We start from the raw sequence: 13821 nt of genomic DNA, 5'->3' as shown, positions 1-13821 counted from the left end.
CGGCAAGCTCAATCGCATGATCATGGTTGTCGATGATGCCGGCCGCTGCATAGGCTGCGGAGCCTGCGGCCGCGTCTGCCCCAAGAACTGCCAGACGCATGTTGCGGCCGACGAGCTCGCAACATGATCTGGCGAAAACCAGGAGAACGGCGTTGCACTTCATCTTTTTGTCGGCTCGTGGGGCTGGTCCTGTGCAGCAATGCGTCGATGGTTTACTTCGCTTTGGATTCGATCCGTGTGGCAGTCGTCACGACGCTGGCCTGTTCGCTGCTGCTTCAGGCCTGCTATTTCGGCTGCGTGCTCTTTTTCGCGGACGTCGATGATCTGTAGAACTGTTCATTCGCTCCGCAGAGGGCCGGCGAATCCAATCTCTTCCTAAGCCCGTTGGCCGTAATCGAAAGACACGGGGCCGGCGAGTTCGTGCTCAGCTGCCACTGTGCTAGCAAGGGAACGGAATCCAATCCCGGAGCAGATGGCCAGAGTTGAGCGAAGACTGCGGTCGGAGCTCCTGCGCTTCCGGGTCTCCAAGGGGACGACTTTGCGAACCGAAGGGACTTTGAACCGTTGACGTGGCCAGCGTGCGGTAGGTTGGGCCAGCGACAGGGATCCCGGCCGGCCGGGAAGCACCGCCCTCTCAATGTGCGTTGACTTCGCTTCCTTTGGCGAAATGTGGGTAACGGCGAGGGCCGCACTCTTCCCGGGCCGTCGACATTCCCGCCCTTTTGGTGCGTGCGCCGTTAGGCGCGACAATTCGGTGCCCGCGTGTAACTGCGCGCATTCGCCGAAGCTTAGACGTGGTGCATTCCCGCTCGCCCGTTTGGCGGACAGTTCCGGCCGTGCTGGTTTTGCCGCCTAACGCCCGCCGCTCGTCACTGCCACACCCCTCTCCGGCAACGGCTCGGCGCATCGCGCAAGCCGGTTTAGCGATCAGGCCAGGCCCTTCGCGAGTTCCAACGCCTGCCGTTCGAAGAGGCGGCGGTAAATGCCACCATCGAGATTGATCAGGGCGGCATGATCGCCGTCCTCCATGATGCGGCCACGGTCGAAGACGAGCAGCCGATCGAGCGAGCGGACCGTCGACAGCCGGTGTGCGATGACGAGTGTGGTTCGGCCCACCATCAACCGATCCACCGCTTGTTGAATGAGCACCTCGGATTCCGAATCGAGGCTCGATGTGGCCTCGTCCAGAATAAGGATCGGCGCGTTCGCGAGGAAGGCGCGCGCGATCGCCACGCGCTGGCGCTCGCCGCCGGAGAGCTTCAAACCCCTTTCGCCGACCAATGTCCCATAGCCCTTCGGCAGGGGCGCGATGAATTCGTGGGCACTTGCCAGTCGTGCCGCTTGCTCGATCTCGGCCTGGCTCGCGCCAGGCCGGCCATAGGCGATGTTCTCGGCAAGCGACCTGTGAAACAGGATCGGCTCCTGCTGCACGATCGCGATCTGCGAACGAAGGGACTCTTGGGTCACCTCCGAGACGTCCTGACCGTCTATCAGGATCCGGCCGCCGCTCAGGTCGTAGAGTCTCTGGATCAGCTTCACGAATGTTGTCTTGCCGGAACCGGAGGGTCCAACCAACCCAACCCTTTCGCCAGCTTCAATCGACAGCGAACATTCGCTATAGAGCGGCAGGGGATGGTTGGCGTAGCGGAAGTGGACGTTCTCGAAATCGATACGGCCGTTCGTGATCCGGATCGGCTTGGCCTCTGGACGATCGGCAACATCCACCTGCTGATTGTGGATGGCCACCAGTTCTTCCATATCATTAACCGAGTGCTGCACGTTGCGGACATGCATGCCGGCATCACGCAGATAGCCCTGCAGGACGATGAAGGACGTGAGAACATATGCTATCTCGCCCGGCGTTGCCTGTCCATGCGACCACAGAAGCAGGGCATATCCGACCACCGCCACCCTGAGCGCAACCAAAGTTACGCCTTGGGTTGAGCCGATGATCGTTCCGCGCACCCAGCTCCGGCGCGCGCGGTGCCGCCATTTCGTCATGATATTTGCAAGCCGCTCGTCTTCGCGAACCTCTGCGCCGAAGCCCTTGACCACAGCGTTGCAACTGACCGCGTCCGCAAGCGCGCCGCTGAGCCTTGTGTCCCATCGGTTGGCAAGGCTCGCCGCTGGCGCGACATAGCCGAGCGACAGCGAAATCGAAAACGCAAGGTAGACGAGAGAGCCGCAAGCAAAGATCACGCCCATGACCGGCCAGTGCCAGCCGAGCAGCACCGTCGAGCCGATCAAGATGACAAACGACGGGAGCAGCGTGACGAGTATCGTGCTGTTGAGGAGGTCGAGCGCCCACATGCCGCGCGTTATCTTGCGCACTGTCGAGCCGGCGAAGCTGTTTGCATGCCAGTCTGTCGAAAAGCGCTGCACATGATGGAACGCTTCGGTCGCGACGTCGGAAATCATTTTCAACACCAGGTCGCTCAGGCCAATGAAGGCGACGTGGCGCATGGCAATGCCACCGAGTGCCAATGCAATCGGTACAGAGAATGCTGCAACAGCTGAATCCGAAGCTGGTGCTGCCGCATTAGCAGCACGAGAAACAGCGTCGATGAGTCGGCCAGAATAGAGCGGCATCAACACGTCAGCCAGCGTGGAGGCGAGCATCGCGGTCATGATGATCGCGAGCCGGGCCGGCTGCCTGTTCCAGAGGCGAACAGTGAAGGCGAAAACGTCGCGACAAGTGGCGCCGCGCCCATGGACGGGGAAACGTCTCATAGTTTCCAAGCGGGCGCATCAACACGCTCGGTCCCAAAGACGATAAAAGACAAAACTGGAATTTCGACCTCCCCCATAACAGCATCAATTTTGGCGGGCAGCTCTTGCCGCCTCACGACGGTGAGTTCAAAAGTCGTGCCAACTGAGCGGGAACATCCGAAGGACAAATTCAGCAGGTTACCGAGCCTGGAGAAAGTCAGCCGCCATCCAGTCGATACGATTGCTACGGCTGCTCAACTCGGGAGATTGGAAAAGAAGGTCGATGTATCGATTGAATTTTGAGCTTGTTCTTGCCTCGATCAAATAAGTACAGTTGCAATGCAGCTTTCTCAGGCCCGGCACTTAGGTGCTGATTTCAAAAGCGCGCCGCGAATACTTTCCTGCCCATATTCCGTCAATCGAATGCTCGACTGTCGGATTGTGCGCTCCCCGACACAGTGCTGTCGGTTCGCCTCCTGGGTACCTCCCCCGTCGATTGACGACCTGAAGGAGAAGCTTCGCTCGCAAGCTGGCACGACTCTTGAGGGTACTCCAGGTGGCGGAAGGAACTCCGGCTCGAGTCCCGTTGACTTCGGATGTTGCGAGGCTGGGTTGGAGCAAACTGTGCACCAATGAGAACGCAATGAAGGAGACATCATGGAACTCCGGCGGATTGCGGTGGAGTTAGACCTATTCCTCAAGATGACTGATGATGTCGCTCAATCCGAACAGTTGTTCGAACTGTTGTCTGCGTTTGCGCTGAATTTCGATTGCCCGTGGATTGCCTATGGGCCGCTCGCATCAGAGAGGGCTTTCAAGCCGAACCGGGAGGGTTCTGTGGTGATGTGGAATTATCCTGCTGAATGGCAGGAGCGCTACTCGAGAATGGGCTATGCCAAAATAGACCCCCTCATCAAGAAAGGTCGAAAGGAGGCGGGACCCTTTCGATGGAGCGAGGTGTATACTGATGAAAACATAACTGAAGATGGACGCCGCGTCTTGGACGAAGCAGCAACATTCGGCTTGAGGTCAGGCGTTACCGTCCCATTACATGGCCCTGGTGGCAGCTTTAGGTTTGTGAGTTTTGCTCAATCCTCGGACTGCGAATTGCAGAATAGAGCGATCACCTACCTGCAAATGGCCGCGCTGCGGTTTCATCGGATGGTTACGAAGTTCGACACTACGACTGCGTCGGAACGAGCTCATAACCTGTCTCCGAGAGAAATAGAGTGCATTGATTTGGTGTCACAAGGAAAATCATCTTGGGAAATAGGAACTATTTTAGGCAGATCACGAAATACGATAGATTTCCATTTAAAAAATGTAATGCGGAAGTTGGATGCGACCAGCAGAACGGTAGCTGTTGTAAAAGCTTTGAACCTTGGGATTATCCAACCGCCGTAGGTGCGCAGCTAGTTCTCCGCCCGTAGTAGCGCGCGTGATAGCCGAGACGCTCCGGCGTGCGCTCGCTCTTCGAAGCACCCAGCGCCTCGTCCATCTCGGCCTCGAGCACCTCCTGCATCACGGCGCGAATCACCTCGTGCAATCCATCCGGCTTCGAAAGCAAAATGTCGTTGACGCTGCTACGGCGGATTTATCTTCAGGCTTGGTCCTGGTGGCGATGCTGAGTTCGCTTCGCTGAGATTGGGCGGTCATGACAGGGTGGTGTTCAATGTCACCGATTCCTGGAAGAAATTACCATCCGTATTAAGCGACTGACGATGAGTGATGTGTGTCCAAAATCTGACAGCTGTCAGAAAACATTTCGGGTTCAATACAGCGGAGCGTCTTAGCCCTGTCGGGCTTTTCGAAGCCTATCTCGCAGTAACTGCGCGCCAGGCGCACTAGCTCGGCCTTTGCTGGTCGATGTGCGGCAATATAGTGTGAGGGCTGACCCGCATGAGAACACGGAACTCGCTCGATGAAGGATGATCGACGGCATCCAGAAAGCTTCTCTCCGGCGGGTTCGAGGGTGCTGCGCGCGCATCTCGGCGACGGGCCAGCGACCAACGGTTGAGGCTACATCTCCGGAGCGAGTGATGCCTCGAAAGATGCAATGCTGTCTCTGGTCCGACGCGCTGGAAGTTTGTGAAGGGTCGGCCCGGCAAATCGGTGAACCGGGCGGCTTAGGCTGCCAAAAAGGGTAGATGTCTGCGTTGCCTCGGTAGATCAGCAGGCGGTATCAGAAAGCCAAAGGCACACGCACACCATCGTGGCGCTTCGCAGGAAGTAGATGGGAGTAATCACCAGTGATTTTACCGGAACTTCGCTCAGCAAACACAGCCGGCAGGGTTTTGGAGATAACGACGACCACGGGATGCGTCGTAGGATGTTCATATTGTCCCCAGGACAAGTTCGCGGTCCGGCAAAGAAAAGTGTCTCATGCGAGTCATCTGGATCTTGAAGATTTCAAGCGGTGTCTGGCCCGCGTACCGACTTCCGTCGACATTGGTTTTGCGGGATACTCCGAACCTTGGCTCAATCCGGACTGTACCGAAATGGTGGAGCACGCCTTCGCCAAAGGCCATGGCATCAGGATTTTTACGACGCTGGTGGGAATGAACGGGCAGGACCTGCAGCGATTGCAAGCCTTGCGCTTGGGCGTATTCGTGGTCCATGTTTTCGATGACGGCACCTACATGAACAGCCGCCTGGTCGGAGACAAGTATCGCGATCTGGTTCGTCAACTCGTCGACGCGGACATCCCCTTGATCCGATTCGTGGCCTTGGGCGAGCCCCACCCAGATATAGCCGACATTATTCCTACCGAAGCCCTGATAAAAGCGCGGCCGGTGAGCAGTAGGGGTGGAAGCGTCGACCCTAAGATCGTTGCACCACGTCAGCCAGTGGTCGGAGCCCTAACCTGCGTGGACGCACGACAGTATCGGAATGTTCTTCTTCCAAACGGCGACGTTACCCTGTGCTCTATGGATTTTGAACGGCGTCACGTATTGGGCAACCTTCTATATGAGGGTTACTCCGCTCTGTTTGAAAAGCCAGTTTTTCGCGAAATCGTCGACCGCATGAATGGAGCAGATGGTTTTCTGCTTTGCAGGATGTGTGAATTCGCCGACCCAAACGACCGGACCTGAGTGCATGCCGGCCGAGAGGGCGTGCCTGGCAGTGCGGATGGCCCCACGACAGATGCACCTGCCCGCGACGCCATCGTGTTTTCACGTTACGCCAGTATGTTCCTGTAGGCGCGGCAGTGGGCCTCGAGCATTTCGGAGACGAGCTCATCGAAAGGTCTTCGCCTTCCAACCGAGCTTGTCGGCCTGCCTAGCTTGAGGTAACGCCGATCACAGGTCAACCATCGGTCGGATGGAAACAGTGTTAGTCGATCCCGATCAGAGCTTGATTGCTTACTCACGGCTCACCTCGTCAACGCCTTCACCCTCCCGGACGATCTCCTTTTCGACTCGCCTGAAGGCAGCAGCCCAGCTGCGGCCGGGGATGGTTGCCGTCGCGGTAGTGGACGTTCTCGAAACCGATGCGGCCCTTCGCCAGCGCGTCTCCCGGTTGCTTCCGCCTGGCCTACGAACGGGCTTTCCGTCAAGGGGGTCCACGGCGGCCCCGCCCTCTTGATCCGGCGGCTCGGGCCAGTCATCGCGCAAGAGATCGGAATCCGCATTCTTCTCAAAGAGAGCGTGGCTTTCGCTGTGTCATCGGTCATCAAATAGTTTCTTGAATCAGGTTGGTGTCCGCAGCCCGAGGTTGAACGGCGAATATTGATGACCGCCGCGAAGCCGCTCGCTCGCTACGGCGCTATTGAGGAGCGCGCTCGCGAGCGGCTTCGCTACCGCCGAGCGACACAACCTCTGGCGACGCGACCCTGCTGATCTCCTTGGACTCATTCATTTGTCCGGAGCGCTATGGGCAGCGAAGGGTGGGTACGTCAACTACCTGATGCCATAGTAGCGATGCTTTCGCGGAAGCTTTAGAAGCCATCCTGTTGCAGCACATTCGAAAGCATCCGAATGGAGGGCAACGCAACCCAACAATATTTGATGAGGATGCCGGCATCACCAGACCAAACCCAGACCAAACAAAGCTGCCTCCGGCATTCTGCTTCAACGTTAAGCGACGAACATCTGCCGCAAACCACTAGCCATTAAACAGCTCTCTTCTTTGAAAGACTATGTGCAGAGGACTTGATATGGACACCGACGCTTTCACGGCTCATGAATCTAACGTTCGTCGTTATTGCCGGGCGTTCCCCACCGTCTTTACGAAGGCCCTTGGGGCGACGATCTGGGACGAGACGGGTAAGCCCTTTATCGATTTCCTGGTGGGTTCCGGCGCACTCAACTACGGGCACAACAATCCGGATATTATGGCGCCAGCGATTGAATATCTCGTCGGTGAGAACATTCTTCTGTCGCTTGATATGCATACGGCGGCAAAGCGTGACTTCATTGAAGGGTTCGTCGATTGGATCCTGAAACCCAGAGGCCTTTCGTACAAGATTCAGTTTCCCGGGCCGACCGGCACGAACGCCAACGAAGCGGCGCTGGCGCTGGCGCGAAAATACACCGGCCGCTCGAGCGTCATGGCCTTTACGAATGCGTTCCACGGCATGTCGCTCGGCTCTCTAGCGGTGTCGGGCTCGGCCTCAACCAGGGAACTGGGAGGCGTCGCTCGCCACGATGTGATCCGTGTTCCCTATGACGGCTATCCGAGCCAAGCTTTCGATTCCGCCAGTTACATCGACAGCGTTTTGAGCGACCCGGGGAGCGGCATAGAAAAGCCTGCCGCAATCATTCTGGAGACCATCCAGGCCGAAGGCGGCATGAACGCCGCATCCGCAGCTTGGCTCACGGAAATTCAGCGCATTTGCCGTACGCACGGCATTGTTTTTATCGTCGACGATATTCAGGCGGGTGCGGGCCGAACTGGCGATTTCTTCTCATTCGAGTCCGCGAAAATCGAACCGGATATTGTGTGTCTTTCCAAGTCCCTAAGCGGTTCAGGTAGTCCGTTGTCCATCGTTCTGATTCGACCCGACTTGGACATATGGAAGCCCGGAGAACATAGCGGGACCTTCAGAGGCAACAATTTCGCCTTCGTGACGGCAGGAGCCATGTGCAAGATGTGGTCGGATAGGAAATTTACTGCAGGTGTCGAGCGGACAGCCGTCAGGCTGCAAACGCACCTCGATCGCCTGGTTGCGAAATTTCCAAGATACATCGAACAGAAGCGCGGCCGCGGTCTGATGGCCGGCCTGAAATGCCGTTCACCGGCAGTTGTCGGCCGCGTGCACGATGTCGCATTCGAAAATGGCCTTCTTATCGAATCCTCGGGGCCAAATCGCGACGTTATCAAAGTCCTCCCACCGATAACCATCACCGATGCCGAACTCGATCGTGGCATCACCATCCTTGAACACGCACTACAGGAGCAAGACAATGCCTAGTCAGATATCTCAAGTGCCAGCCATCTCGCCGGTTTCGATCAAAGAACGGACCGGGTCGATCAACACGGCGGAGATCATCTCGGTCCTGAAAGGTGAGCTCACCGCTCTGCACATCAAGCAAGCTTTCAGCACCGAAGTAGCCGAGGAGATCACTACGAACTTTATTGGAAGCTCTGGTCTCAGAGAGCGTAAAGATGGTGTGCCCGGACAATATGTCGGCGCATCTCACTACAGGAAGGATGCAGCCACCTATTTCGCAGACGCCGAAAACGCGCGGCCGTACGTCGATGCCCTTTTTAAGAATTTGGTTGACCCGGTTCGAGCAGTATTCAGGGCGTTGAAGCGAGAGCTTCACAACCAGGGAATCGAATTGCGGCTAGCCCGTTCCGAACACGGCCAGGCCAATGTTTGTCGCGGCCTCAGTTGGTCGGGCACAGGCACATTTTCCTTGGATCCCCACGACGACGTCGCTCAAGTCTTACGTGCTGGCGATGATTACGAGCTTTCTGCGGTGGCGCACAATACGGTCGCAGCGCTCAACCTCTATCCCAGCATGCCTGAGGAAGGCGGCAATCTGAAGCTCTGGAGCCACAAGCCGACGGTTGCGGACCGGATATCGCAAGGTGTGGAGACCACTGGATATCCCTATTCGGCAGCCTATCTGGAAGCCGTCCCTTGCCGCGAGTTCGAGCTCAAAACCGGGGATATCGCCCTAATCGATGGCGGCTTCGTTCACGGGGTTACCGGTCAATTAGGCGACGGAAAGCGTCGCCTAGTGCTGAATTGCTTTTTCGGATTTGCGCGGCCTGATCTTGTTCTCTGGTGGACGTGACGTTGGACCTCGCAGCGATCGACTGGCTTGGGCCGTGAGTTGGCGTGGCCAGGCGTGTGACTGCTCATGCTGCCGTCATACAAGCCGAACCTCGAACCGATTGAAATGGCCTTCGCCAGACAGTTTGGGCTGATGCCTTTGCAGGCTACAATTCAGGACTCGCCCTATGAAGAAGCAGTTTACTCCTACAAACGATGTAAGCCTCGCGATCTTTGATCGTCTTGAGTCTGAGGTGCGGAGCTACGTCCGTGCGTTCCCAGTTCTGTTCGATCGAGGCGTCGGCACTGCCCTCATAGCTACAGACGGTCGGGAATACATCGACTTCTTGGGAGGCGCGGGAGCCTTGAATTACGGGCACAACAACCCAGCCTTCACGCGGGCGTTGTTGGACTACATTGCGCGCGACGGAATTGTGCACGGGCTCGACCTTGCTACGACCGCCAAGAAGGCCTTCATCGAAGCTTTTGAGCAGTTTATTTTGAAGCCCCGCGGTCTGTCTTATAAATTGCAATTTACTGGCCCCACAGGTACGAACGCGGTCGAGGCGGCTCTGAAGCTAGCTCGCCAAGTGACCGGCAGGTCAAACATCGTTTCGTTTACGAACTCGTTTCACGGAGTCAGCGCTGGGGCGTTGGCGGCAACCGGAAACACGAAGTTCCGAGATGCTGTCGGCTTTCCCCTCGCGCACGTGACATCGTTGCCGTACGAGGGCTATCTCGGCGCTTCAGACACGATCGAGTATTTCGAGAAGCTTCTCGATGATCCTAGCAGTGGTCTCGGCAAACCCGCTGCGGTGATCCTAGAAGCAGTGCAGGGCGAAGGCGGTGTCAATGCTGCTACCGTTGAATGGCTGCAACGGCTGCGTGATCTGACCTCTCGGCACGAGATCCTGATGATCCTCGATGATATTCAGGCTGGTGTCGGTCGCACAGGGAAATTCTTCAGTTTCGAGGCGGCTGAGATCGTGCCGGACATCGTTACCCTGTCAAAGTCGTTGTCTGCAATTGGAACGCCTATGGCCCTTGTCCTCATGAAGCCTGAACTTGATGTCTGGACGCCGGGTGCGCACACCGGCACGTTCAGGGGCAACAACTATGCTTTCGTCACTGCTCGTGCGGCCCTTGAGACTTACTGGTCCGACTCCAAGTTTGAAGATGAGATTGCTCGCAAATCAGCCATCTTGGCTCAAGAACTCAAGTCGATCGCAGACGACTTCCCCAGCCTTGCTCTGAATGTCCGAGGCCGCGGCTTGATGTATGGACTCGTATCACCAAAGCACCACTCATTGCCGGGGCTCATTTCCCGGGAAGCTTTTCGTCGCGGCTTGGTGATCGAGATCGCTGGCTCGTATGGTGAGGTGCTCAAGTTCATGACAGCCCTTACCATAACCGAGGCTGAACTGCGCCGTGGTCTGTCGATCGTACGCGACAGCATTGGCGCGGTGCAGGACAGCATTTCAGCGGAGTAGGCATTCACTCAGTCCCCCCTACCCAGTCTGGGCTTATCAAGCAAAGGAAATTCCGCTTTAGACGTATGCGATTGTATGGAGACGGACAGCAAAAATGGACACTCGGAGAGCTCAAACAATGGACACCGACCGCTTGACGTGATCGAACGACAGTACGGCATGTGCAAATCAATACACACTTCTTGCTCGTTGCAAGATGAAGGACGACGTCCAGGGCCGGTGAAACCGGTATTCTAATATATTATATAAGTAAGATGGTAATATTGCTGGTTTATCACGAGCGAAGACGAACGGTACACAACACATTAGAAATTAACTTGTATAAGAGGTCCGGTATTTCTTATCCTTTCTGATGAAAAATAGAACGGATTTTGTGCGACGTCGAAGTTTGGCGAGACGAGTGTAAGGCGCGTTCGCGAACCTTACACCGTTACGTTCTGAAGGAGTTGAGATCGTGAGTGATATGACAGCCCGAGACGATGAGATAAGCCTAGCCGAACGCGTAACGCAGCATTTGAAACCGCATTTATGGGCAAAGGCCAACCGGCTCCTTATCCGTAAAGCAATCAGCGAATTTGCACACGAGTTGCTAATTGCTCCTCGACTCCAGCGAATGGAAGGCGACTGGGGGAAGTATGTGCTGGAAAGCGAGACCCCTGGGTTGGAGTATTGGTTCCAGGCTCGGCGCCTCCTGCTAGATCACTGGCAAGTGGACGCCGGCTCTCTGGAGAAAAGGATTGAGGGCAGGCCGGCCCCCCTGGATGCGCTTGATTTTGTTATTGAGTTCAGCCGCCATCTTGGCATAAAGGAAGAGATGATGCCGGTTTACCTGCAGGAGATCAGCAGCACGCTGTATGGCAGCGCGTACAAGCAGGCCAAAACAGAGATATCCGCCGCAGAACTGGCTTTTGCCGATTACCAGATCGTTGAGGCTGGCATGACGGAGGGCCACCCGACCTTTATCGCGAATAACGGTCGCATTGGCTTTGACGCGCTCGACTATAGTCGCTATGCGCCGGAGGTGGGCAGTTCGATAAGACTCATATGGCTGGCCGTCCATAAAGAAATGGCAACGTTTAAGTCCATTTCAACGCTCGACTACGACCTTCTCATGCACGAGGAACTCGGTCGACAGGCGCTGGAACAGTTCGACGCAGCGTTGCGTCAAAAGGGACTAAACTCGACCGATTACATCTATATGCCAGCGCATCCTTGGCAATGGTTCAATCGGCTCTCAACTATCTTCGCGGCGGATATCGCCAACCGGCACATTGTCTGCCTAGGCCAGGGGAAGGACATATATCATGCCCAGCAATCGATCCGCACACTTTTCAATATAAGCGATCCGCATAAACGGTACGTGAAAACGGCGCTGTCGATACTTAACATGGGGTTTATGCGCGGCTTGTCACCGACACACATGCTGGCGACGCCCGCCATCAACGAATGGTTGAAGAATTTGCTCGACAGTGACTCCTATTTAGCCGCCAACGGCTTCAGCATCCTTCGCGAGGTCGCGACGATTGGCTATCGCAATCGTTGTTTCAACACCGCCCTCAAGAAGGACTCCCCTTACAAGCAGATGCTTTCTGCGCTGTGGAGGGAAAGCCCCCTTCGGCAGTTGAAAGAAGGGGAACGTCTGATGACAATGGCGTCGCTGCTTCATGTCGATTACAATGGTGAAGCACTCGTGACAGCCCTCATCAATGCCTCGGGGTTAGACGCCGCCGCTTGGCTACGCCGCTATTTTGAATCTTATCTGGCGCCGCTTCTCCACTGCTTTTATGCTTACGATCTAGCGTTTATGGCACATGGAGAAAATATAATTCTAGTTATGAAAGATCACGCTCCGACGCGAGTTATCATGAAAGACATTGGCGAGGAGCTTCGTATTCTAGGCGGAGATCTCAACGTGCCGGAGGAGATTAAGAGGATCTGCATTCAAGTAAATCGCGACATGAAGCACGACTTCATTTTCACCGACGTTTTCGACTGCTTCTTTCGTTACTTGGCTGTAACACTCGAAGAACATCTTGATTTTCCGTCGACACACTTCTGGCAGCTCGTAAGCGAGTCCATCCTTGGCTACCAGACGAAACATCCGGAATATGACGAAAAATACAGGCAGCATGACCTATTCGCTCCAGAATTTCTGCGACGATGTATGAATCGACTGCAGATACAAAAAAACCAGCAAATGGTGGACTTCGGTGATCCGGGAGAATACCTGCACACCGTCGGCACGCTGAAGAACCCACTGGCGGGCATTCGCAAAGTGACCAGTGCAGGTTAAGCTTGAAGGAGGCGCGTATTTTAAATGAACAATGTAGTTAGCCGGTTTTGGGCCAATACCATACCCCCCCCTTGGGGTAAGCAACCCCTTGCGTAAACGCCGCCGCAGCATGTTGCGCGTATCAGGCGCCCGCTCACCAGCGCGTCGCCTGCTTCCATTCTGAAAGGAGGCGCCTAATTTTTTTATCGCCTTCGGGCCGGCTTTCCAGGTGCCGTCAACACTGACACGGTTAGGCGCCCAAAGCTTGATTTGTGTAGACCTCGCTACCTTAAGCATAAACCTCGTCGAACGCCTTCAATCAAGCACTGCGGCCTTGACGCTCATGCTAGGAGATCATGGCCGCGTTGGAGGTAAGTGCGGCTCTAACTTATGGCTAGAAGGGAGCTTCTCATGTACATTCTAGAAACGCCGCGCCTAATCCTAAGGCCACCGTCGCATAGCGACGAGCTTCTTCTACATGAGCTTCATAGCGATCCATTTGTGGTAAATGCCATGTGGGATGGAGTCTATCCGACCCGAGAGCAATCGAAAGCTAAACTACAACAGTTCATCCATCATTGGCAGAGCAATGGTTTCGGCTTATGGATGGTGTTCGTAAAAGGCGAAGGCCAAGTCGGAAAATTCGCAGGCTACTGTGGATTGATGTACAGTGGCCCGTATCTGCCCGAAGATCCCACTAATGTGGAAACCGTATCGTGCCTCCACCTTGCGTCTTCCGGTAAGGGGATCGCCGCAGAGGCCGGCAGGGCAGCGATCCAGTTTGCTTTCGAGAACCTAACGCTCGAGAAGGTCACTTCATTCATTCGCCCAACGAACACGCGTTCGCTTCGGAAAGCACCGAAAGTAGGCCTTCGCTATGTAAGAGACCGGGTCTACAATAACGTAGTTATGCGATATTTTGAAGTGACAGTCTTGACTGCTGTAAAAATCGAAAAAGTCGTCGTTATCTCTTGTTAGTATCATTGTTTCTCGGAAGACGGTGATGCAAGAAACCGTAGGCGAGCGCTGCTCTCGCCCTACGAACTTGCAATCATTCACACCGACGCACCGGCGTGTCCGGAGATGCATGTGCCCTGGAATTGAGAGCTTGTCGGTTCAGAGATAGT

General features: G+C 55.7%; 11 protein-coding genes and 1 pseudogene. 10 read left to right on the top strand and 2 right to left on the bottom strand.

Going from position 1 to position 13821, the window contains the following annotated elements; genetic code table 11:
• Both EOA13_RS27850 and EOA13_RS27845 read left to right on the top strand, forming a co-directional pair.
• Positions 1-127: 4Fe-4S binding protein (locus tag EOA13_RS27850; protein ID WP_164780371.1), on the top strand; the 127-nt coding region annotated here is incomplete at its 5' end.
• The gene (locus tag EOA13_RS27845) at positions 124-330 is read left to right on the top strand and encodes an exopolysaccharide production repressor protein (protein WP_082826584.1); all 207 of its coding nucleotides are present in this window, start codon (positions 124-126) and stop codon (positions 328-330) included. The genes EOA13_RS27850 and EOA13_RS27845, both read left to right, overlap by 4 nt.
• Positions 331-927: 597 nt before the next feature.
• On the opposite strand, the gene EOA13_RS27840 is transcribed toward EOA13_RS27845, so the two are convergent.
• On the bottom strand, positions 928-2730 hold the full coding sequence (locus EOA13_RS27840; RefSeq protein ID WP_063169366.1) for an ABC transporter ATP-binding protein: 1803 nt from the start codon (positions 2728-2730) through the stop codon (positions 928-930).
• Here EOA13_RS27840 and EOA13_RS38055 point away from each other — a divergent pair.
• On the top strand, positions 2710-3012 hold the full coding sequence (locus tag EOA13_RS38055) for a hypothetical protein (protein ID WP_127262113.1): 303 nt from the start codon (positions 2710-2712) through the stop codon (positions 3010-3012). The two genes, EOA13_RS27840 and EOA13_RS38055, sit on opposite strands and share 21 nt — an antisense overlap.
• A gap of 354 nt (positions 3013-3366) precedes the next feature.
• A complete protein-coding gene (locus EOA13_RS27835) occupies positions 3367-4113 on the top strand; it encodes a LuxR family transcriptional regulator (RefSeq protein WP_063169365.1) in 747 nt (248 codons plus the stop codon).
• 16 nt (positions 4114-4129) lie between these two features.
• Here EOA13_RS27835 and EOA13_RS27830 read toward each other — a convergent pair.
• A pseudogene (locus EOA13_RS27830) lies at positions 4130-4365 on the bottom strand (transposase); the annotation flags it as partial.
• 719 nt (positions 4366-5084) lie between these two features.
• Here EOA13_RS27830 and EOA13_RS27825 point away from each other — a divergent pair.
• From EOA13_RS27825 to EOA13_RS27800, 6 genes are all read left to right on the top strand, one after another.
• The gene (locus EOA13_RS27825; protein WP_224571099.1) at positions 5085-5801 is read left to right on the top strand and encodes an SPASM domain-containing protein; all 717 of its coding nucleotides are present in this window, start codon (positions 5085-5087) and stop codon (positions 5799-5801) included.
• A 1064-nt stretch (positions 5802-6865) separates the two neighbouring features.
• Positions 6866-8122 carry a diaminobutyrate--2-oxoglutarate transaminase gene (ectB, locus tag EOA13_RS27820; RefSeq protein ID WP_063169362.1) on the top strand — a complete coding sequence of 419 codons (1257 nt, stop codon included), beginning with the start codon at positions 6866-6868 and terminating at the stop codon, positions 8120-8122.
• Positions 8115-8954, top strand: coding sequence for a hypothetical protein (locus EOA13_RS27815; RefSeq protein WP_063169361.1), 840 nt, complete (start codon positions 8115-8117; stop codon positions 8952-8954). Before ectB (EOA13_RS27820) ends, EOA13_RS27815 begins: the two co-directional genes overlap by 8 nt.
• 166 nt (positions 8955-9120) lie before the next feature.
• Positions 9121-10422 carry a diaminobutyrate--2-oxoglutarate transaminase gene (ectB, locus tag EOA13_RS27810; protein WP_063169360.1) on the top strand — a complete coding sequence of 434 codons (1302 nt, stop codon included), beginning with the start codon at positions 9121-9123 and terminating at the stop codon, positions 10420-10422.
• Between the two features lie 463 nt (positions 10423-10885).
• Positions 10886-12715 (top strand): IucA/IucC family siderophore biosynthesis protein, encoded by a 1830-nt coding sequence (locus tag EOA13_RS27805; protein ID WP_063169359.1) that lies wholly within the window; start codon positions 10886-10888, stop codon positions 12713-12715.
• Positions 12716-13105: 390 nt separating this feature from the next.
• Positions 13106-13672, top strand: coding sequence for a GNAT family N-acetyltransferase (locus tag EOA13_RS27800; protein ID WP_158515808.1), 567 nt, complete (start codon positions 13106-13108; stop codon positions 13670-13672).
• Positions 13673-13821 lie beyond the last annotated feature (149 nt).

The sequence above is a fragment of the Mesorhizobium sp. M7A.F.Ca.US.011.01.1.1 genome, assembly GCF_003998295.1.
Taxonomy (GTDB): domain Bacteria; phylum Pseudomonadota; class Alphaproteobacteria; order Rhizobiales; family Rhizobiaceae; genus Mesorhizobium.
Note: the sequence above shows the minus strand (reverse complement) of the source record. Positions and strands in the feature narration are given on the sequence as shown.